Here is a 20,397-nt window from a genome sequence, read left to right on the forward strand (position 1 = left end):
GTCAAGAATTAGCCGCCATCTCCCAGGCTTGCGCGGCGTCACTCGGCAAGAAAGTCGGTCCACCAATGGATACGGCCCGAGGGAAGAACCACAGCCAAATGAAAGAGAATCTCTTTCTCCGGATACACTTCCACCAGATTCTCCAAAACCCGTAAGAGTCGGTGTTTCTGCTTTCGGCTGATGGCCCGATCCAAGTGGGAGAGGCTTCTGCGAGACTTCACCTCTACGAGGAGGATTTGTCCTCGCCGAACATACACTCCATCCACTTCGGCCCAAGGGGTTTTCCAGCGGCGGACCTGAGGACTCCAGCCCCTTTTGCGCAAATGATTTTCAACCACATCCTCGGAGTACTGCCCCCGTAGGTTGCGATCCACCATTTGGCTGTCGGCTTTTGTGTAACCTGCGGGCCCACCCCTTATCAGCCCGTCTAGTCTTTGACGGAGTCTAGAGATACTCTCGCACCCCTGCAAAGGTGGGTCGATGAAGAGCGCAGGGTCCCAGCTTTTGTATCGCCTCTTTGTGGACCGGAGTCGCATAGCCTTTGTGCTCCTCAAAACCATAGTTAGGATACTTAATTGCCGCCTCTTTGAGCAGTCGATCGCGGGTGACTTTGGCCACAATTGATGCCGCCGCCACAGGCTCAGCCCTGAGATCACCTTTAATCAGAGTCGTTTGTTCAAAGCGTTCACTGACTCCAGGAATGCGCTGATTCCCGTCGACAATGATATGTCCCGCATGCAAGCCCAACTGTTCGACCGCCCTTTTCATCGCCAAGAGGGCGGCACGCAAAATATTCAGCTCGGTGATCTCTTCAACCGTAGCAAAACCAATTCCCACCTGATGGTCAGCCAGGATTTGTTCGGCGTATTCTTCGCGCCGAGATTCGGACAATTTTTTCGAGTCTGTGTAGTGCTGCCAAGGTTTATTGGGATTAATGATGACAGCTGCGGCGTAGACCGGCCCGGCCAAACAACCTCTTCCCACCTCGTCCACGCCAATGATCGGTAGGGATGTGCTCAATGTCTGCCAGGGAAATTTCTCCCAAATCTGTTGGCGTTTTTTGGACTTTGTCTTTGACGACTGCTTGGCTTCGCTCACCATTTTCCCTCTAAGATGTTACTTCTCTATGCTGAATAGATCCACGCGGACGCAAAAAAAAAGCCGCTCCTTTATGGGCGGCTTTTTGTTATCCGGCTGATCGCCTTACTTTTCGCTGGTCTCTGCAACTGGAGCAGCCTGAGCTGTTTCTTCTGGCTGAGCCACTGTGCGCTCTTCTTCACTCACACGCTCAGTGGACAGACGAGCCGCACGGCCTTTCAGGTCGCGCAGATAAAACAGGCGAGCGCGACGGACTTTACCACGGCTCACAAGCTCAATTTTATCAATGGCAGGACTGGCAAAGGGGAAAGTTCTCTCGACACCCACTCCAGCCGAAATCTTACGAACGGTAAAAGAACGGCCTGTGCCCTTCCCTTGGATTTTGAGAACCACACCTTGGAAGACCTGAATTCTCTCTTTGGCTCCCTCTTTCACCTTGGCGTGAACGTTAAGCGTATCACCAGGTGTAAAGCGTGGAAATTTCTTCTGTTTTGTCCGACCCATGGTCAAGCGTTGTACGATATCCATATGACTCACTCCGCAAAATTCAAGAACGTGTAGGGTTACCATGTTGCCAGGAGCCGGTCAAGACAGATACTTACGGCCGATCTAACTGGCAAGTGGCGGAAGTTGTCCTCAGCCGCCCCCCAAATAGGCTCCAGGAGCAAATCGCAGCTCTGGAGCACCTCCTGGGTGAGGCCAAATCCGGTACCAAAAATCATAAAATAGGGCCTTTTAGGCTCCTCCTGCATGCGGTTTTTGAGCCCCTGGAAGGTCACACGCTCCACTCCGGGGAACTCCCGGGCTGCGGTGGCAATCAAAAGGGGCTTTTCATCAAAGGTCTTAAGGGCGTCCTGCAGGGTCTCCTGGAGATTCACAATGTTGAGAGCCGTCCCCCGATTGGGATTCCAGCGGGATCCATAGCCCACTTTCCAGTGGTCGAGAATGCGGCTCACGTACATCAGCTGCTCTCTCTGGCGGTGAATGATAAAATATTTGTTCACCCCATAGGAGCGGCAAGTACGGGCGATGTCGTGAATATCGAAGTTGGTCACATTGGTGGCCACCACATTGCCTGGCTTGTCCAGCACCGGCCAGTGAACCAATCCGACTGAAATATTGATCCCTAGTTTGTGTCCCATACCACTCATTTTCCCAACACCTTGTCTCGACATCAGCTAAGGGTTTTGATTCTCAAGATGCTCTAAAAGATCTGCCAACTGAGTCCGCTCAAGTCCCAAGGACTTTAACTCCTTCTCCGACAAATTCAAGAGCCGCGGTAGGGCTTGAAGAAGCTTCCCAGCCGCCTCCCCTCTTCCGGCCAGCAAATCCGGGCGGAAGAGCTGAGTCTGTACCCAGGCCACGTCCTGGCGAAACTCCTCGATCCGTCCATGATGACCACTCAGCAGGGCTTCAGGAACTGGCAACTCACCAAACTCCCGAGGGCGAGAAAACAAGGGACATTCCAGGAGCCCTTCGGCGAAGCTCTCTTTATCGGGACTGTCCGCATTGCCCAAAACCTCAGGCAACAAGCGGACCACTGAGTCGATCAACACCAGAGCGCCCAATTCGCCGCCACTAAGGACATAGTCGCCAATAGAGATCTCTTCATCCACCAGGGTTTCGATAAAACGCTGGTCCACTCCACCATAGCGGCCACAGACCAGAGTGATGGGCTCTGATGATTGAGCCCACTCGCGAGCCAGGGAGTCTGACCACACCCGCCCTTGAGGACTCAAATAGACCACCCGGCCCCGCTTTTCCCCTAGGCTCTCCACCGCCTGTCTGAGGGGCTCGGCCAAAAACACCATCCCATCACCGCCACCAAAGGGGCGATCATCCACCGACTGGTGGACGTCCTGGGTGAAGCTACGGGGGTTGACCACATCAAGAACCACCTTGCCCGAATGAAAGGCCTGGCCCACCAACCCCTCCTTGAGAGCTCCGCGAATCATGTCAGGGAAAATGGTGATGACGTTGAATTGCCTCTTCCCCATCAGACCTCCATCAGCCCTTCGGGAAGGTCCATTTCAATCTCTTTGGCCGCAAAGCGAATTTCGACAATAAACTCCTCGACCAGAGGGATTTCAAATTCGGCATCACCCGCCTGTACACGGATGATGTCCTGGGGGCCATTACTGGAAAAGCCGACAATTTGTCCGACCGGCCCCCCGCCCTTCTGGATCACGCTGAAACCTTCGATCTCGGCCAAATAAATGGTTTCCCCCGGTTCGGACACGAGAAATTCTTCGGGAATAAAGAACTCGGCCCCTTTAAGCTCCTCGGCCTGATTGCGATCGGTAATGGTCTCGGTCTTGGCAATAAAGCCCTGCTTGTGAACCCGGGCATTCTTCAGCGGGATCTCCAACCAGCCACCTCGGCCAGTGTGATAAAGCTGAACAACCTTGAGGTCCTGCAACCAACTGGTCTCACCCGAAAAGATAAGCACATAAAGCTCACCACGGATCCCATGGGCATCTTTGACTTTGCCCACCAGGCGTAAACCCCGCTCTTGCGCCTCCTGGGGGGGATGTTGAGACTTTACCTTTGTTCCGCTCATTCTGATTGATCTCTCTTTTGACAACAAAAAACGGCTGTGGTTCCCCACAGCCGCCCATCATTCAATTCTTCTTACTGGTCTTATTCGACAATTTCCAGAACAGAACGCTTCTGCAACTTAGTGCTGGCAGCATTCAAAATCGTTCTCATGGAACGGGCGGTTCTGCCCTGTTTGCCGATGACCTTACCCAAGTCCTCTTTGGCCACTTTCAGTTCAACAACTGTAGTCTGCTCACCGATGACTTCGTTCACTTCCACTTCTTCGGGCTTGTCCACCAGACTCTTGGCCATGAATTCAACCAGGTCTTTCAAGCTTGACGGATCCATTCTCACCTCACTCACTACTGACTCAGATTCAACTTCAGCGGCGCCAGTGTAGCTCATGCACACTAGCCAGTAATGTTAATTTTTCCCTTGTTCCGCTTTGCGAATGAGACTCTTGACCCGATCTGTCGGGCGGGCGCCCTTTTTGATCCACTCTTGGGTCTTAGTGAGGTCCAACTCCAAGCCCTTTTCCTTACCTGAAGGGTTCGGGTTGTAGTGGCCAAGAACTTCCAGGAAACGTCCCTGGGGGTGGCGACGCTGGTCTGCCACAGTGATGCGATACTTAGGTGCGTGTGTTGCTCCAACACGATTCAAACGAATCACGACCATTGAGATAACTCCTTATTACTCAGTTCTGATCCAAGTTCAGATACGTAGAAGACCCCCGAGACAACAAATGCCTCCGGGTTTTCCATTCAAACGGCCTTTTCGCAGGCGGTCTAAGCCCTAGACATTTACTCGCTTTGGGTTTGAATCGCAAGGGTAAAGATTGAAAAGAATTTATGTTTTTCAAATTCCGGAGAGGGAAATCGGCAATTTCCCACGGCCTCCGGGGATTTAAAAGGGAAAGCCCATGCCACGGCCTCCACCTCGGCCCATCCCCATTTTCATCATTTGGGACATCATCTTTTTGGCCCCCTCAAACTGCTTCACGAACTTGTTCACATCCTGAACCCGGGTGCCCGAGCCATTGGCTATCCTTAAGCGTCTGGAACCATTCAGGATTTTATAGTTCTCACGTTCTTCTGGAGTCATGGAGCGGATAATGGCTTCGATTTTCTTGAGTTCCTTGTCCGGCGGGGTCATATCCTTCATCTTCTTCATCATCTGGCCCGCCCCGGGGATCATCTTGAGCAGACTTTCCATGGAACCCAGCTTTTTCATGGTCTGAATCTGCTGAAGAAAGTCCTCCATGGTGAACTGGTTTTTGGCCATTTTCTTGGCTGATTCCATGGCCGACTTCTCGTCGATCACCTCTTGGGCCTTTTCGACAAGACTCAACACATCGCCCATGTCCAGGATTCGGCTGGCCAGACGATCCGGATGAAAAACCTCAAGGGCCGACACCTTTTCACCCACGCCGAGAAACTTAATGGGCACTCCCGTGGCTTCGCGGATACTCAGAGCCGCACCCCCACGGGCATCACCATCCACTTTGGTGAGAATCAAACCACTCAATCCGAGCTTTTCGTGAAAGCCCTCAGCCACATTGACCGACTGCTGACCGAGCATGGCATCGGCAACCAGGAGAATCTCCTTCGGCTCCCACACGCCTTTCAGGCGCTTGAGTTCCTCCATCAGTTCTTCATCAATTTGCAGTCGACCGGCGGTATCGACAATGACCACGTCGACCATCTCATCAGCTGCCCACTTTTTGGCCGCCTCAAGAAGCTCTTCCGGTTTTTTGCCAGCCTCAGAGGGAAAAACGGGCAAGTTGTTTTGCTTACCCAAAGTCTTGAGCTGCTCAATCGCGGCTGGACGATAGACGTCCACCGGAATCAGACCGGGCTTCTTACCGAGTTTTTGTCGGATGTGGAGGGCGAGCTTGGCCGAACTGGTTGTCTTTCCCGTTCCCTGCAAGCCCACCAAAAAAATCACACCTGGATTGCCGCGGACATTAAGCTCAACTGCCTCTTCACCTAAAACCCGAACCAACTCTTCATGGACGATCTTCACAAACTGCTGACCCGCGGTGATACTGGTCAGAACTTCTTCACCCAGGGCCTTTTCCTTCACACGATCGACAAAGCTTTTCACCACTTTAAAATTCACGTCGGCTTCAAGCAGACTCATGCGAATTTCTTTAATGGTATCTTGGATGTTCTTCTCGGTGATCCGCCCCTGACCGCGAATTTTCTTAAGACTGCCGAGCAATTTATCCTGAAGATTATCAAACATCCCTAAAACCTTTCATTCACTACCAACGCGAAAAAGAACCCTTGCGAAGACTTACCAATGCCACTCCATGGAAAAACAAAAGGGCTAAAATCGCCACCGGTGCAGAGGTGGTCAATGGTACATCGGACACCCCCAAAATCCCATAGCGCACACCGTTGATCAAATACAACAATGGGTTGGCTTGGGAGAGACTTTTCCAAAAGGGGTGAAGATTTTCAATGGAAAAAAACACCCCGCCCAAATAGAGCAAGGGCAGGAGGACAAAACTGGACACGGCACTCAGCTGGTCCACGGTTTTGGCCCAAAAGGCGACAAAAACCCCCAGCTTGGCAAATGCCAATCCACCGAGCACCAAGAAGTACAACAGCCACAGCGGATGCTGTATCACCAACCACCCCCCGTGGGTGGTGTGGTAAAAAAGTTGACCCACTCCAAAAGTGATAGTTCCCACAGTCAGCCCGCGCGTGAGGCCCCCAAAGGCAAAAGCCCAGATGATTTGCTGGTCGCTCAGGGGTGACACGCGGAAGTCTTCCAGATCGCCGCCAAACTTGGCACTGACAATAGAGCTGGAACTATTTTGAAAACAATTGTTCAAACAGCTCATCATGATCAGACCGGGAATCAAGAATGCCAAATAACTCACTCCACCTGGAACACTGATACTGGCTCCAAGACTGACACCAAAAATCAGCAGGTAGAGAGTCGAGTTAATCATCGGCGCCACCAGAGTTTGAATTAAAACCTTCAGGTAACGCCTGATTTCACGGCAAAAAAGAACGAAAAAAGGGGTAAACCTAATTTCTTGCTTCAGCTCTGGAATCATAAGTGGCCTCCAATGACCTGGCGGAAGACGTCCTCCAAATTACCCTCTTCAATCTTAAGGTCCTCGATGGCATTAAGCTCCACTTGAAGTTCCTGGAGCAAGTCTCCCAATCCCATGTGGTATGGAACCCGAAACTCCACAACTTGCTCTTCCTGACGGATCAAGAGAGGGTGATTAAAGTCTCTCAGTGCCCCTTTGAATTGCAAGCGCACTTGGCGGTGAGTGAATTCGGTAATGAGGTCCGCGGTATTGCCAAGGCGCTGAAGTCTCCCCATGTGGATCATCCCCACCCGATCACAAAGGCGTTCAGCCTCCTCTAGGTAGTGAGTGGTCAACAAAATGGTCATCCCCTGTTCTCGCAACTCTTTAACAAAGTCCCACAAGGTCGCACGCAACTCAATATCCACGCCGGCTGTGGGTTCGTCGAGCAACAGAAGCTTTGGCCGATGAACCAGAGCCTTGGCAATCAGCAGGCGGCGCTTCATTCCACCACTGAGCTGCTTCACCCTTTTATGACGATGGTCCCACAGGGCAAGGCGCTTAAGGAGGTATTGCTCCTGCTCCCGGTTGTTGCGAATACCATAATAACCGGAGTGGAAAGACAGAACCTCTTCAATGTTAAAGTAACCGTGGTTGACCAGCTCCTGGGGCACCAGACCCACCCGAACCTTGGCGAGTCTCGGCTCTTGGGTGACATCGTGGCCGAACACCTGAACCCGACCTGAAGTGGGCTTTTCCAATGTGACGATGGTCGAGATGACAGATGTCTTTCCCGCCCCGTTGGGCCCCAACAGACCAAAGATCTCGCCCGGCTTGAGACTGAAGCTCACTCCGTCGACAGCCCGTAAAGAGCCATAATCCTTCACCAAATTTTCCACAATCAGGGGTGATAACGACATTAAGACCTCAAAAGTCCAACACTATAACCTAGGTCGAGTGCCGGGGAAAAGGAATGATGCGGGCCCACCCCAGTCAATAGTGAGCCCCCTCGCTTGAGAATTTCTCAAATATTTCCGAAAAGTTAGTGATATGAATACCCAGGACATGATCCCCATTCCCATTCGCGAGTTCATCAGCGGATTGACCGTCCCGGTCGATCTTTACGTAAAGCTGGGGGATGACAAGTTTGTTCTCATTGCCAAGCAGGGAACCAAAACCCAAAAGGACCACCTGACCTCTTACAAAGAAAAAGACGTGGAATATTTGTGGGTGGAAAAGGCCGCCTATCATAAGATCTCCAATCAGACTATTCAATTGGCCGGCATTGTCCTTAGCAAAAAGGATCTGGATTCAGGCAAGAAGACTCAGGTGGTAACCGCCGCTGCGCAAACCATGTTTCGCCATCTGGATCACTTGGGCCTTGATGAGATAGCCTTTAGTCAGGCCAAACAGGTGGCCGATGTGACCGTGCAACTGGTGGAGTGCCACAGTCGCATATCCCAACTGATGGATAGCCTCAATCAGTGTAGCGACGATCTGCTTCGCCACTCTATGGCGGTAAGCGCGGTTTCAACAATGCTCGGCCAAGCACACAACTGGCAAGGCAAAGGCACCATGGAGAAGCTGGCCCTCGGGGGCCTTCTCCATGACATTGGCAAAAAAGCCCTGCCCGATGATCTTCTTAAAAAAGCCCGGGTTCACATGACCTTTGAAGAACTGCAGCTCTACGAAACCCATGCCTTTAAAGGTATGGATATGGCCACAGGCTTGGGACTCATTCCGGATGATATTGTGGCCATGATTTACCAGCACCACGAGAATTCGTTGGGACAGGGGTTCCCTCAACGCCTCAGAGATTTGAAGACCCATCCCTTTGCCCGCATCGTGGCCCTAGCTGATGCCTTTGTGAACCTCACCGTGGCCAACCCCAATTGCCCGGTGCCGAAAACAGCTCATGAAGCAGTAGACTACATTGAGTTGGCTATGGGACAACCATTTAACAAAGAAGCCTTCCGCTGCTTGAAGCGAATCGTAGAAACAGAAAAACGCGGCACGCGCTCTGCCTGACAACAACTTGGAATAGACGAACACGCAGGTCATGACGGAACAATTTAAGGACTACTATGAGACTCACTTACAGCGACTGGCTCGCCGCCTGGTTCGCCTGGAACAAAAACTCCATAAGGCCAATCGCCAAATCCTTGTCCTTCTCAATTGGCGCCTAACCGTCGCCGCCCTGGCCATTGGCGTGGGACTGCTCGTCGCCTCGGGCCGGGAATACCGCAATTGGGGAATTTTGTTTTTGGGACTCGTGGCTTTTTTTGTTTGGCTTGTTGCCAAGTCCCGACGGGTGCGGAGGTGGCACAAAAGACTGGAGACCTGGAAGGCCTTTCAAATCCGTCAAATGGCCCGCCTCAGGGGCAAGACTTTGGAACTCCATCTACCCGAGCACCCTCTCGACCCATTGGACAGCGAACAGGCCATTCTTGCCCGCGATCTCTACCTTGTTGGTGACAACTCCCTGTTTAAACTCATGAACGAATGCTTCACTTCCGGTGGACAAAATCGTCTGGCGCAAATACTGATAAACCCCCTGCGCGGCAAACAAGAGATCCTTGATCGTCAACAGCAAATCCGTGAATTGGCTTCGCGTCGCTGGCCCTTGACCCGCTTGTTTTTACTTGGACAAAGTGGCGAGACCCAGCCGGACTCCAGGCAACTCAAACTGGAGTTGGAGAAGCCACTCATTTCTCCGGGCTTTAAGGCCTATGCAATCCTGCACCTCATCCTCTATTCCTTGTTTGTGTGGATTGTGGCCAGTTGGCTTTCCGGGCGCACAGTTTTTCCACCCCATTTGGCTCTTGGGATTTACTTCCTCTTTAGCCTGGCCAGCCTGGGAAAGGCGGCCAAGGGCTTTACCCAAGGGGAAAGCCTGGGCCTTTACTTAGAATCCCTTCTCCCCGTCTATGAGTGGCTGGAGAAACACCAGGGCATTACCCAAAAATTGGCGCCAACAACATTGAAACTCAAACCCACGCGACAAATGAAGTGGCTGAGACTTTGCCTGAGTTGCTTGAGTATCCAGGCCCACCCTTTGGTTTTTCTCATCGTCAATGGCCTGTTTCCATGGACCTATTTGTGGGCGGGACTACTGGAGCGCTGGCGGCAAAGACACTTTGACGAGTTCTTGCAGACTTTAAGTGAGGTGGAGGAGCTGGAGGCCCTAGGGTCTTTAGCACTATTCCACTGCTACCAAACACCTGTCTTCCCACAATTCACAGACTCGTCGGAGATTCAAACCAGGGGGCTGTTTCACCCCTTGATTGTGCGTTCACAAGTCGTGTCCAATGATTTCTCTCTCCAGAGCCCCACACGATTGGGCCTCATCACTGGATCCAATATGTCGGGCAAGTCCACTTTCCTGAGAACACTCGGTATCAATCAACACTTGGCCATGGTCGGTGCATCGGTGTTCGCCGATGAGATGACGACCTTTGTGGGGCCGGTGGTGACCTGCCTGCAGATTCGTGACTCACTGGAAGATGGCTACTCGTCTTTTTACTATGAAGTCAAACGGGTCAAACAGGTGATTGAGCAAGCCACAGAAGGCCAGTCGTTTTTGTATTTGATCGATGAGATCTTTCGCGGCACCAATAACCGCGAGCGCCTGCTGGGTAGCCAGGCCGTCATCCGTAAACTACTTGAGTCGCCGCGCGCTTTGGGCATGATCACCACCCACGACCTGGAACTCACGCAGCTGGAGAGTGAATTTCCACAATTGGCTAACGGACACTTTCGTGACGAAGTCAAAGAGGGCTCCAGCGGGCTGCACTTTTCCTATCTCTATCATCCCGGGCCCTGCCCAACCACCAACGCCCTCAAGATCATGGCGGCCGAAGGATTGCCTATCACTTAGGTCCAAATGGGGCTCCCATAATACTATCCGAGGCGGGACTGGCTACCGAGGGCTATAGAGGGGGCCGTTGATACTCTTAAAGGAGCGGTATCCCAGGTCGGTCCAGCGCCTAGGCACGTTCTCATTGCCGGAATTGTAGAAGATGGTGATCTTTCCACCACCCCAAGTGAGCACCTCTTCTCGACCGTCACCGATCAGGTCCACCGCAATACCGGCTGCCTCATAAGGGTTAAAAAAACCACCCCGACTGTTGTACCCGGTCCATCCGCTTGGGTTTTCCATCACTCCTCCACCAAAGGCATCGGTCAGCCGTTGATCGTTGATGGGCGAGACCACGACAAAGCGAGAGCGCACGGCATTGTTGTTCACCTGAGTCACATGGCGCTCAAGATAGAGGACTTCGGTTCCAGCTTTGCCATCCCATTCAATGCTGTGGACATATTCCCCATCGCCATTCCAACCGGGGTTTACCCGCCAGTTGGCGCGAGCAATTTTTCCTTTAGTGTCGGTGAACCAGTGGTTATAGCCGTTGGCATTGCGAGCTAATACTTCAAGACCCGGCTTTTCAGGAAAAAAGTCTCCTGTGGTGTGCTGATGGGGATGGCGCTCGCTATGTGGCGAGTAAGCCCGCCACATCTCATTACGCCCAGTGGAATACCCATAGCCCAACAAGGAGGGCTGACCGGCATGAGGACCATAGGCGCTAAAGACCGCCTCAAGACCCGCACGACTGGGGTCCAAATCGCGAATGGTGAGAGCATGAATTCCACCCACGGCCACGGCGTCAGCATTGACCAGCCAAATGTTTTGCCCGCCTTCACTAATGGCATGAGTACCGTGAAAGACCTCATCGCCCCCTTTGCCATCGAGGTTGGCAATTTGCGGAGGGGGATAGATAAACCGTCCCCCGTCTTTCATGTTTCGTCGATAGCTCCACTCTTGTTTAAAGGATCCACCGCGAATATCAAATGACACGGCATCGACAATGGACCCATAGTTACTGCCACTAGCAGGACCCAGGACCACGACTCTTGTGGCCATGTTGGTTTCACCACTGCGTCTGGCAAGAGCCACAAACATCCATTCCTGGATCGCCGGCATCTGGTGCTGCTGCTTTACCTGACCGGTCTTTCCATCTCGGACATACACGGTACGCCAGTCACCGCCAATATGCAGGAACTCTCCCTTGCCGTCGCCGTCGGCATCGCCCACCACACCAAATGTGGTGTAATTCCAGAAGTAATGGGGCTTCCAATCCCAGTTCGTGGCCACATTCACATCCCAGAGCTTCTGACCGCAAAGGGAGTAGGCGGCAATACGATTTCTTTGAGCCACTACAAAGTCAGGAAAGCCATCATTGGTGAGATCACCAAAAGTGATCCGACCGTTAAAAGCTATGGGGATATCAAACTGTCGAAGTGCGCCTGAATTCCCATTGAATAAGCCCTTCAAGCAATTGGGCTCCGCAGGACCAGAAGGTGGTGACGGAGGCGTCGGAGGTGGTGGCTGTGGTTGTCCAGGAGGGTTGGGTGGGTTCGTTGGCGGCGGGGTGGAAAACCCATCCTGAGACTGAGGAGTGTCATTGGCCCTAAACTCCCCCGAGCAACTCAGGAGGAACATAAGACTGCCAATTAAGATCAACTCGAATCTAAACCAACCCATACATAACACCATCCGTGGTCTTTCATCTGGCCTTCCAGGGCCGACCACTTCTTCGGTCGCCGACAAAAGAACCTCAAATCCACGGCATTTCTCAAAATTTGCCAACCCAACTCAAACATCTGCAAGGGCTATTCCCTATGAGGGCCCCGCGGGGCCCGACTGAGGGGGGAATACCTAACGAATGTTACGAGCCTACCCGTCTGACTAAATTTCTTTGTAAGTGTCAGGTCAATAGACGCCTGGCTCGACTGGCGAGCCACCCGACAGCCGGGCAGGCTTCTCACCCGCCCGGAGGGTTTTTATGAAGATTCAAACCCCGCACAATTGGGCCGATCCTTACATCTTCATTCGATCCAATTCGAGGCTCAAGCCTTGCCCTCTATCAGGCACATCATAGGGCTGCCCATCTTTTTTGTAGCTGACATCAAGTTCGACCTTGTCGTCCGTCACGGACATGGTGAAGGCAACATCGTAGATCCAGGTGGTCGAGAGTTGGAACTCACACTGCCTTTTTCCTTCATCGCATTTGGCTTTGCCTACACCGAAGGATGCGGCATCAGGAGTGTAGCGGGTCATATCCTGAATAAGGGCCGCAAAGAGAAACTCACCTTGTTGAAGGCCATCAATCAAGTCTTGAATGGACTTCTCACCGAAACGCGCCGTGATTTGCGGCTTGATCGCATCAGAGGCGGGGGAAGCCCACATGATGAGTGAATAGGACATTTGCTCCCCAGCGATCATAAACTGAGCCCCGTCGGGTCTCATAATCAACTGACTTCCATCAGCACCCATGGCCATGGCGTCACTGATGGCGAGAGGAATCGGGGTCAGTTGTGGGGTGGCCAAAGACATTTGGGTGGTGAAACAAATCACCACCAATAGCAGTAGACTTTTCATTCTTGACTCCTTTGATACCCCAATTCATTTTTGATGCCTCACCTCTGAGCAAGATGTGTTCCCGGTATCAAATCAATGCAATCAATTCTATGCGCCCAATCTCTAAACTCCTTTCACGGCGCAGTGAAAGGAGTTTATTCCGCACAACTTATCGACGAAAGTGAGGAATTCGCACCTATTTTGTTCACTCTTTTTCAATCTTCACCTGGATGGAGGAAAAATGTGAAGATTTGCAGGATGCACCAGGCAAAAGTCTCAATTTATTGTGTTCCCTCTTTGACAGTCGTTTTGTTGTTGAGCGAATCGTCGCGGTTTTGCGACCTCTCATGCGAACTGGAGTTTTGCCCGTGACCTCCCCCTAACAGACCTCCCAAAATCTTCATTTTTGACGCCGCCGCAGTTAAAATAAAATCATGAAGCACAGGAAGTTTAATTTCATTTTGAGCGGCGTCTTTCTTATCAGTCTTCTGATGAGCGGGTACCGTGACCTGGGCACTGACTTGGTGTTGGTCACCAGGGCTGCTCAAAAATGGAATGATGACGAAGCCAATGGCGTGAAAGGAGACCAACAGAGGATGAACTTACGAAGGGACTTCGGTTGTCGATCCTGCCCGCACATGGTCAGGACTGCCAGTCAATGACATGACCGGAGATCTCACCGCCAACGATTCAGCTGCTTAGGAGACATCTGAGGAAAGACATCATTTGAAGGTCGTAATCCGATTCCCTACCTTATCTCTCTTCCTTCTTCTTTTCCTCTGTCTCCTAGGCAGTTTACTACCGACTACCTGGGAAATTTTTGATCGATGGGCAGGCGAAACACCAGAGCCTGGGGCTTTTCATCGCCTTCCTCAACTTGAGGGGTGGCGGACTGAGAGTTCCAGCTGCCCTGCCCGGTCGTGCTGATCGAAACATGAGAACAGGCACTCAGGATGGTGAAAACCAAGAGGACAAAAGTAATGTGTACCAGCCGGCTCATGCCTTGCTCCTTTAGCTGACCCACCCCAATTTGTGATTGAGGGGGAACAGTCGCACATGAGGGAGCCAATGCCAAGCACTAGGCCAAATTGCCTTCTAGGAGCAGTGAATTTTACAGGATCGTCTAACCCGCTTGCCGTTTATTTGGAGTTCAAATCACCGGTTGCCGGAAGGGCTGGAAATCCCCAGCCCACTTCCCCCTTGCGCACCGATTCTCCGGTAAGCCATTGGTAGAGCGTCGGAGCGACGGAACCATTGACTGCCGATTTGATCTGCTCAGGTGCGGCCTTAGCCGGCTCTCCCCAAAAGCCCACCCATGCGTCTTTTTCATAAAAGTGTTCGCCCGCGTGGCGCCCGGGCACCTTGGTGTTGTAGCCCATCCCCGGCAAGGGAAAGAGATTGACGGTTCCACTGCGACTCTCGTCGTAGATGTGAGCCAGTTGCACAAGGGCATCGGGTCGGTCCGTGTGGTAAGTCAACTCTCGCCACTCGGACTCATCACACCAGGTGTTAACCTGATCCGGCTTGGGCTCTGTCATGCACTTCTTTCTCCATCGCACCAACTCTAGCGCGTTGGCCGAACTTCGATAGCGAGAGACACGGTCGATGCCGAGAAGACGGCCCTGAGACTCTTTGTAGTAAATATGATCCGCCTTGCGCATGATAAACTCATCATACCGACGGCCCTTGCGATGACCCACCAACCGCACGAAGGATCCACTGACATCGCTGGGCTCTTCGCGAACCACCAAGTATTCAAGAGTCTCCGACAGGCGCTTTGCCAACTCCTGAATCATATCAATGGGCGGACCTCCTGCCAGAGGGACCCAATAAGTCAAATCTCGGTACAAGGGCTGTTGCTGCCACTCCTCATCACTTGCATGGCTAAAAAAATCCATCATGAAATTACCCCCGGCAGTTGACGCAATGACAATGTCTTTGCGTTTCATCGACTCGGGCTCTATGGCATGGTTGATCTTGGGCCCTTCCCCCTCATCCGAGGAGATTTTTTCGACCACAAACGTGCGACCCATTTCCTCTTCCATACGGGCCAGGACTTCCACCTCTGGATTGAGCTGATGAAAGATCGGGGCGAGCCCATGGTCACCGGCCATGCCATAAAGAGTTCGATCTTGAAGGCCCGCCTGTTGGTACTGCTGTTGAACCCGCCCCAACCAATAATCCAGGCGATTTAGCTCGCCAGTTGGAGCAATGATCTCATCACTGAAGGGCCCTACAAAGTGAGCAAAGTGATCGGGCCAGGGCAAATAGTACAATAGATACTGGGGAAGACCTTGATCCTGAATCTTTGCCAGGGCCTTAATGGCCGATTCGATTTGCTTAGCCACCGGATAATAGATCCAGACCTCATAGCCCTTGGCCTTTTGGTAAGCTTCCAGGGCGGCCAATAGTTCAGTCTGCTTCACCCGAATGTCTTTTTCCATCTTGGCGCGGGTCGAGAGATCGCGCAGACACAGCACTTCTCCAAAGTCGCGTATGGCCTCGCCAACGCCTAGGTTTAGTAGCCCATCATAGCTGGCCTGGGAAAACCAGTCATACTGGGCAAAACAGTTCATACTGGTGGTCTTGGCCAAGCGTTCAAACATAGAACGCATGCCCTTTTCGGCTGTTAGTTCATCCAATAGTAGTGCATCGTTACCGAAAAAATAGTAAGCCCGATCTTTTTTGCGATCCACAAAGTGGAAGTTGGGGATGCCTGTCCCCCCACTACCAGCCACTTGGGCTCCAGTTTTAACAATGGGCAGGTTGCGCACACTGATGGTGGGCGTGGTGGACACTCCCATTTCGGCAATAGTCCTTCCGTTGCCGGCGTAAATCCCCTTAAAGAAGGGCAGGTACAGGGGGTCCTGATAGTCTGCAGAAAGGAAATGCTGCAAAAAGCTGAGAGTGTGAGGATGTTGAGGGGGATCCACCTTCTCCCGCTTAGGCTTTAACTGATCCGTCTGCTCAAAGTCTCTGGCCACGACATTCAGGAATTGGCTGGATCGTTGACCTTGCACCAATTCCCTTAGCAACTCCCCCTGCAATCCATCCACAGCGACATGGACAGCGAATCGCTTTTGATTCATATGATAATCCAGATAGCTTTCTAGGGCTGCATAATCTCCAGCCTTGAATTTTTCCATCGCCCACTTTTCGAAATCAGCCTGGCGGACAAAACGCAGAGCAAACATACGATAGGACTTGTGAGCCATCATGCGCACAAAATCCACCAAAGAAATGGTCATGGCCTCCAGCTTCTTTTCGTTCTTTAATATAACTCCAAAGGCGTCAGCAATCTCCGAAGAGGACTTCTCCCCCTCAGCCGATTCCTGCTTCCCTTCCCCCAACAGTTGCTGCAAAAGCTCCCGAACCAGGGGTTTGGCTGCGGCGATGACGGGTTCCTCAACCGACTGGACCCTTTTGTAGGGCTCAGTCAGATTTGAGGCCAAGTGGAGATCAAAGTCATCGCGGACAAAAAGAATGTCATAGAGTTCAATGAGCTTTGCCGCAATTTCCTTGGAAAATTTAAAACCGCCGCTCTTCTCCTCCTTAGCCGGAGGGCTCCATTTGAAGTAATCGTGTTCACCACCTGGCACCTGGCGGTTGGGATATGTCTCCCTCATGTAGTGGTCAAAGGTCAATTTGTCAAATTCCTCAGGCGGTGTATAGTGTTCCTTGAGGGACCAAACAAAGGGGACCAGCTGCCTCATATAGCGGTCCTCATCAAGACGTTTTAGGACCCGATCCCGCAGCTCGGCTTCAAGTGGTAAGGTGCGGATATAGACCGGCAGGGCCACTTCAATGGCAAACTCCTTGATCAGGGCCCCCGGGATATTCGCCAGAGTGGCTGCCGTCTGGTAGATGTCACTAGTGACATTTTTAAACGTGGCCTTGAGAGGAGTACCTATTCCCTGGGGGTCACGGGCAACCGGACGATAGGACTGGAGGTGAAGAAAGGAAAGGGCCGCAAGACCCACGAATAAGGAAAAGAAGACCCACTTTTTTGTCATACTTCCAGAGTAGAGCCTCCACAAAAAAGGGGCAACCTCCGGCTGCCCCCTACCAAGCTTTCAAGACCCAACTCCTACGGCCCAAAGTCCACGCCAGGACTGGATTAAAAGAAGTTCTCCAGTTCCCAGTCGTAAAGACTTTCTTCAAGGGCCTCTCCCTCACCCTCTGGCTCCCAGCCATTGTTCACACCCGATTCATTTTCCTCGCCTTCGTTGGGGAGTTTGACGACAATGCCGTCCTCTTCCGCATCGGGATCGTCACCCGGCTCTTGGACAGTGGCCTCTTTTAGTTTTAATACGGGCTTAAGGAGACACCCGCCATTGCCCTTCACCACCACCGACTTAAGGGCATCGAAATCAATGAGCAAAGAGTAGGTGTTCCCGGCATCAAAGCGAATTGGCGATGAGAAGACAATCTTCACCCCACTTTGTTGCCCGCTAGGCGTGGCCAATTCACAAATGTCGCCACTACCCTTGATTCCGTAATGACCCTCGCTCTTGAGCACCAATCGAACTTGCGTGGCCCTGACCCCATCTGGGATAGCCACGTCCGCCAAAGGCAGGGTGACGCCGTTTTGCAGGGTCAAGAGATCCACATAGCCAAGATTTTCAGCGACAATCAAACGGCCCTTTTTCCCCTGTCCTTCAAGCAGAACCTCCAGGTGGGAGACATTCACCACCACTGAAGTCAAATCAGGAGTGGGAGCATCAGTCAGAGAAAGTTTGAGCCATGCAGAATTCCCGCTATTGATCTTTTCCACCTGATTGTCGAGAGAATTTGACGAGTCACCACTTCCACAACCCGTCAGGATGGGAAAGCAAATGACCAAGACAATGACAACAATAAAGCGCACCACCTGTAGGTGGTCTTCACGCACACGCATAAGCCTCTCCTAAAAACGTCCAGCAAAATTAGAGGAATGATTTTTAAATGTGCCGAGGGAGCTTACAGGAGAAGCTCGGCAGGATGGTTTATTTTACCGAAGCGCAGCGTTACTGAAAAGTTGATAGGCAAAAATATTCAGCTTTGTCTCGATTAGATCTGGGAGTGTTTAACTTTTGAACGCTTTCCGAATCTTTTCAAACTAATTTGAAACGATTGAGGCCGTGGCCTCGTCTGATAGGACAAATACCACGACGAACTACAAACTGATTTGGGAGGGTTCCGTGGATCATTTTAAGACAGTAAGAGTTTCCTATCATAAGCCCCAGGATTTCGTCCTTTATGTTGTGACAGCTCTGTTGTTCTTTGGAGTGATCGCCTCCGCCGTGATTCCTTTGTAGAGAGTCGCCCCATATTTCGCTTTTGTCCCAAGACCATTTTATCCTTTGTCCCGGGTTTGCCAGAGCCCGGGACCCCAATTTATTTTTGCTCCTTTTCGGGCAAAATGGTCGGGGGAGGATACTCACCCTCTTTCACCGGAAGAGGATCGGGCATCGGTGGCGGCGGCACCGGGTCCTCACTAGAGGGCTCTCTCGCCGTCGACGTGGGCTCAGGCGGCACTGGAGGAGGGGCCTTCTTGACAGGCTTGGCAAATGGCGGAGGCTTTGGCTTTTGTTTTACCGGCTCCTGAGACTTTTTTGATGCGGGAGTACGTGGTTCCTTAGCCGCCCCCTCATCATTTAGGGTTAGAGCCTCAACCGTCGGGTAAATGGACTCGAGGAATTCCTTGCGATCTTTGAAACTAAAATCGAGAAGACAATCCGGACACTGAAAGACCACTTGCGCACAAAGATCAGGTTTATAGGCATCGATGCACAAGGCCTTCACCTTGGCCGAAAAATATTTCTTATCAAACCCCGTCTCCGTTTCAATTGCTTGAGTTGCAACCATTTGTACAAAGAGAATGGCCGCGAAGGTGACCGCAGTCAGGTAAAAGGACTTTGTCCCCTTGGTCCATCCCGTACGCATACGCACCGTCTGAATGGGAATTCCGATGAGAAAGGGAGGTACTATGAGAGCAAGGACCCAAAGGACGATTTCCACTGGATCACTGAGGCTTTGCAACATCTTGGACTTAATCGGGTCGGCAATGAGATACATGGGGCCCACGGCTAAAAACAGCAGCAGCATAAGAATCGTGCGGAAAATGCTGGGCTTTTCTAAACGCGCAAAAACCACTTCTTCACTGCTCGGCGAGGAGCTCTTTTTCGGGCTCGGAATGTTGATCCGACTTTGCTCCATCTTTTTTTCGCTGTTCTGCATTTTCTTTACCGAGCCTGACTTCTCCTCTTTCTTAAACCCGCGAAGAATATTGGATAGGAAATTGGTGGTGCTACTCCTCTCCTCCTCATCCAAATCCCCGGGGTCGGCCCTGCGGGCTGCTGGTTTGGCCTCTCGAGAGGCAGCCTTTTGCGGCTTCATGGACTTAAGGGATTCGCTGAGTTCACGGCTCTTTTCTGGCTCAGGAAGACCTTCAACTTCCTCTTGTTCAAATGAAAGAGGGTCGAATGTCGATTCATTCATCGGATCCAACCCACGAGATTTTCCATGTTTGGGCTGATCTCCAGGAAGGGCGCTTGACGGTGAAGAGTTCAGACTCACTTCGTCGTCCGGCTTGGGAAGGTCAGGATGATTAACAAATTCACAATTCCCCGTCTTGCCAAACGCAATGCTGGGGCTGCTATCAACAACGGTGCGATCCATGCTTTCCGGGACTACCTCGGTTCGAGACAGATCATCGGCCTGAGGTCCAAAATTCAAATCAGGTGCTTTAATCGTCGGTGGCTCCGTCATATCTAAGGAGGAGTCATGTTGTGAGGCGTACTCCTCCCCAGGAGCTGCTTCCAGGATTTCTGTAGCATCTCCCTCTTCACCCGCGGCTTTGTTTACTTCTTTAGCTTTGCCTTTAAACAGGATTTCAAAATTCTGATCGCCAACGGTGAGCACATCCCCTTCCACCAATTCCACTGGAGTTCGCGGGGTAATGTTCATTTCGGCGATTTGTGTTCCGTTCTTTGATCCCAAATCCTCGACTGTTAATAACTCTCCATCAAAGCGTAGAATGCAGTGGGAGCGACTCATCCGACCGTCGTTCGGATAAGTTCTGTCACCGTCCATACGGCCGATAACGAACTCTTTTTTGATTCGCAGCTTTTTCTTGCTGCCCTGATGGACAATAAATGCTTTCATCTCACTCCAGCCCAATCCCTTATCGGCCTTTATTGCCCAAAGGATGAGGAACGAGGCCCTCTATAGCCTGGGAATTCATGGGTTTTTCCATGGATTTGACGCGCCATGTTTTTGATCTTGTGGAAAGCATCCCTTGACTGAGGTCGGGACCAGG

19 protein-coding genes are annotated in these 20,397 nt (G+C 51.8%); 2 read left to right on the forward strand and 17 right to left on the reverse strand.

Translation table 11 applies throughout. From position 1 onward, the window contains the following. Positions 1 to 38 precede the first annotated feature (38 nt). The 11 genes from H6624_05085 to H6624_05135 form a co-directional block, all read right to left on the reverse strand. The gene (locus H6624_05085) at positions 39 to 377 is read right to left on the reverse strand and encodes a YraN family protein (GenBank protein MCB9083693.1); all 339 of its coding nucleotides are present in this window, start codon (positions 375 to 377) and stop codon (positions 39 to 41) included. 67 nt (positions 378 to 444) lie between these two features. Further along, positions 445 to 1,101, reverse strand: coding sequence for a ribonuclease HII (locus tag H6624_05090; GenBank protein ID MCB9083694.1), 657 nt, complete (start codon positions 1,099 to 1,101; stop codon positions 445 to 447). Between the two features lie 102 nt (positions 1,102 to 1,203). Beyond that, entirely contained in the window at positions 1,204 to 1,626 is a 423-nt protein-coding gene (gene rplS / locus H6624_05095) for a 50S ribosomal protein L19 (protein MCB9083695.1), read from the reverse strand. A 35-nt stretch (positions 1,627 to 1,661) separates the two neighbouring features. Further along, on the reverse strand, positions 1,662 to 2,240 hold the full coding sequence (locus H6624_05100) for an RNA methyltransferase (GenBank protein MCB9083696.1): 579 nt from the start codon (positions 2,238 to 2,240) through the stop codon (positions 1,662 to 1,664). 36 nt (positions 2,241 to 2,276) lie between these two features. Then, positions 2,277 to 3,095: a tRNA (guanosine(37)-N1)-methyltransferase TrmD gene (gene trmD, locus H6624_05105; GenBank protein ID MCB9083697.1), complete on the reverse strand. Its 819-nt coding sequence runs from the start codon at positions 3,093 to 3,095 to the stop codon at positions 2,277 to 2,279. Beyond that, on the reverse strand, positions 3,095 to 3,658 hold the full coding sequence (gene rimM, locus H6624_05110) for a 16S rRNA processing protein RimM (GenBank protein ID MCB9083698.1): 564 nt from the start codon (positions 3,656 to 3,658) through the stop codon (positions 3,095 to 3,097). The genes trmD and rimM overlap by 1 nt, the downstream gene beginning before the upstream one ends. 80 nt (positions 3,659 to 3,738) lie before the next feature. Continuing rightward, entirely contained in the window at positions 3,739 to 3,984 is a 246-nt protein-coding gene (locus tag H6624_05115) for a KH domain-containing protein (GenBank protein ID MCB9083699.1), read from the reverse strand. Between the two features lie 75 nt (positions 3,985 to 4,059). Then, positions 4,060 to 4,311, reverse strand: coding sequence for a 30S ribosomal protein S16 (gene rpsP / locus H6624_05120; GenBank protein MCB9083700.1), 252 nt, complete (start codon positions 4,309 to 4,311; stop codon positions 4,060 to 4,062). 228 nt (positions 4,312 to 4,539) lie between these two features. After that, on the reverse strand, positions 4,540 to 5,880 hold the full coding sequence (gene ffh / locus H6624_05125; protein ID MCB9083701.1) for a signal recognition particle protein: 1,341 nt from the start codon (positions 5,878 to 5,880) through the stop codon (positions 4,540 to 4,542). 19 nt (positions 5,881 to 5,899) lie between these two features. Next, complete coding sequence (locus H6624_05130) at positions 5,900 to 6,703, reverse strand: ABC transporter permease (GenBank protein MCB9083702.1); 804 nt, start codon at positions 6,701 to 6,703, stop codon at positions 5,900 to 5,902. Beyond that, positions 6,700 to 7,602, reverse strand: a complete 903-nt coding sequence (locus H6624_05135) for an ABC transporter ATP-binding protein (protein MCB9083703.1) — start codon at positions 7,600 to 7,602, stop codon at positions 6,700 to 6,702. Before H6624_05135 ends, H6624_05130 begins: the two co-directional genes overlap by 4 nt. 130 nt (positions 7,603 to 7,732) lie before the next feature. On the opposite strand from H6624_05135, the gene H6624_05140 reads away from it, so the two are divergent. Then, positions 7,733 to 8,710, forward strand: coding sequence for an HD domain-containing protein (locus tag H6624_05140; protein ID MCB9083704.1), 978 nt, complete (start codon positions 7,733 to 7,735; stop codon positions 8,708 to 8,710). 31 nt (positions 8,711 to 8,741) lie between these two features. Beyond that, positions 8,742 to 10,559, forward strand: coding sequence for a hypothetical protein (locus H6624_05145; protein ID MCB9083705.1), 1,818 nt, complete (start codon positions 8,742 to 8,744; stop codon positions 10,557 to 10,559). A 42-nt stretch (positions 10,560 to 10,601) separates the two neighbouring features. Here H6624_05145 and H6624_05150 read toward each other — a convergent pair whose 3' ends face one another. From H6624_05150 to H6624_05175, 6 genes are all read right to left on the reverse strand, one after another. Next, a complete protein-coding gene (locus H6624_05150) occupies positions 10,602 to 12,221 on the reverse strand; it encodes a hypothetical protein (GenBank protein ID MCB9083706.1) in 1,620 nt (539 codons plus the stop codon). A 336-nt stretch (positions 12,222 to 12,557) separates the two neighbouring features. Next, complete coding sequence (locus H6624_05155; GenBank protein MCB9083707.1) at positions 12,558 to 13,118, reverse strand: hypothetical protein; 561 nt, start codon at positions 13,116 to 13,118, stop codon at positions 12,558 to 12,560. 784 nt (positions 13,119 to 13,902) lie between these two features. After that, a complete protein-coding gene (locus tag H6624_05160; protein ID MCB9083708.1) occupies positions 13,903 to 14,097 on the reverse strand; it encodes a hypothetical protein in 195 nt (64 codons plus the stop codon). Between the two features lie 139 nt (positions 14,098 to 14,236). Continuing rightward, entirely contained in the window at positions 14,237 to 17,110 is a 2,874-nt protein-coding gene (locus H6624_05165; protein MCB9083709.1) for an alkaline phosphatase family protein, read from the reverse strand. Between the two features lie 104 nt (positions 17,111 to 17,214). Beyond that, a complete protein-coding gene (locus tag H6624_05170; protein ID MCB9083710.1) occupies positions 17,215 to 17,994 on the reverse strand; it encodes a DUF4382 domain-containing protein in 780 nt (259 codons plus the stop codon). Positions 17,995 to 18,473: 479 nt separating this feature from the next. Next, positions 18,474 to 20,243: an FHA domain-containing protein gene (locus H6624_05175; protein MCB9083711.1), complete on the reverse strand. Its 1,770-nt coding sequence runs from the start codon at positions 20,241 to 20,243 to the stop codon at positions 18,474 to 18,476. Between the last annotated feature and the right edge of the window lie 154 nt (positions 20,244 to 20,397).

Source organism: Pseudobdellovibrionaceae bacterium (assembly GCA_020635075.1).
GTDB lineage: Bacteria > Bdellovibrionota > Bdellovibrionia > Bdellovibrionales > UBA1609 > JADZEO01.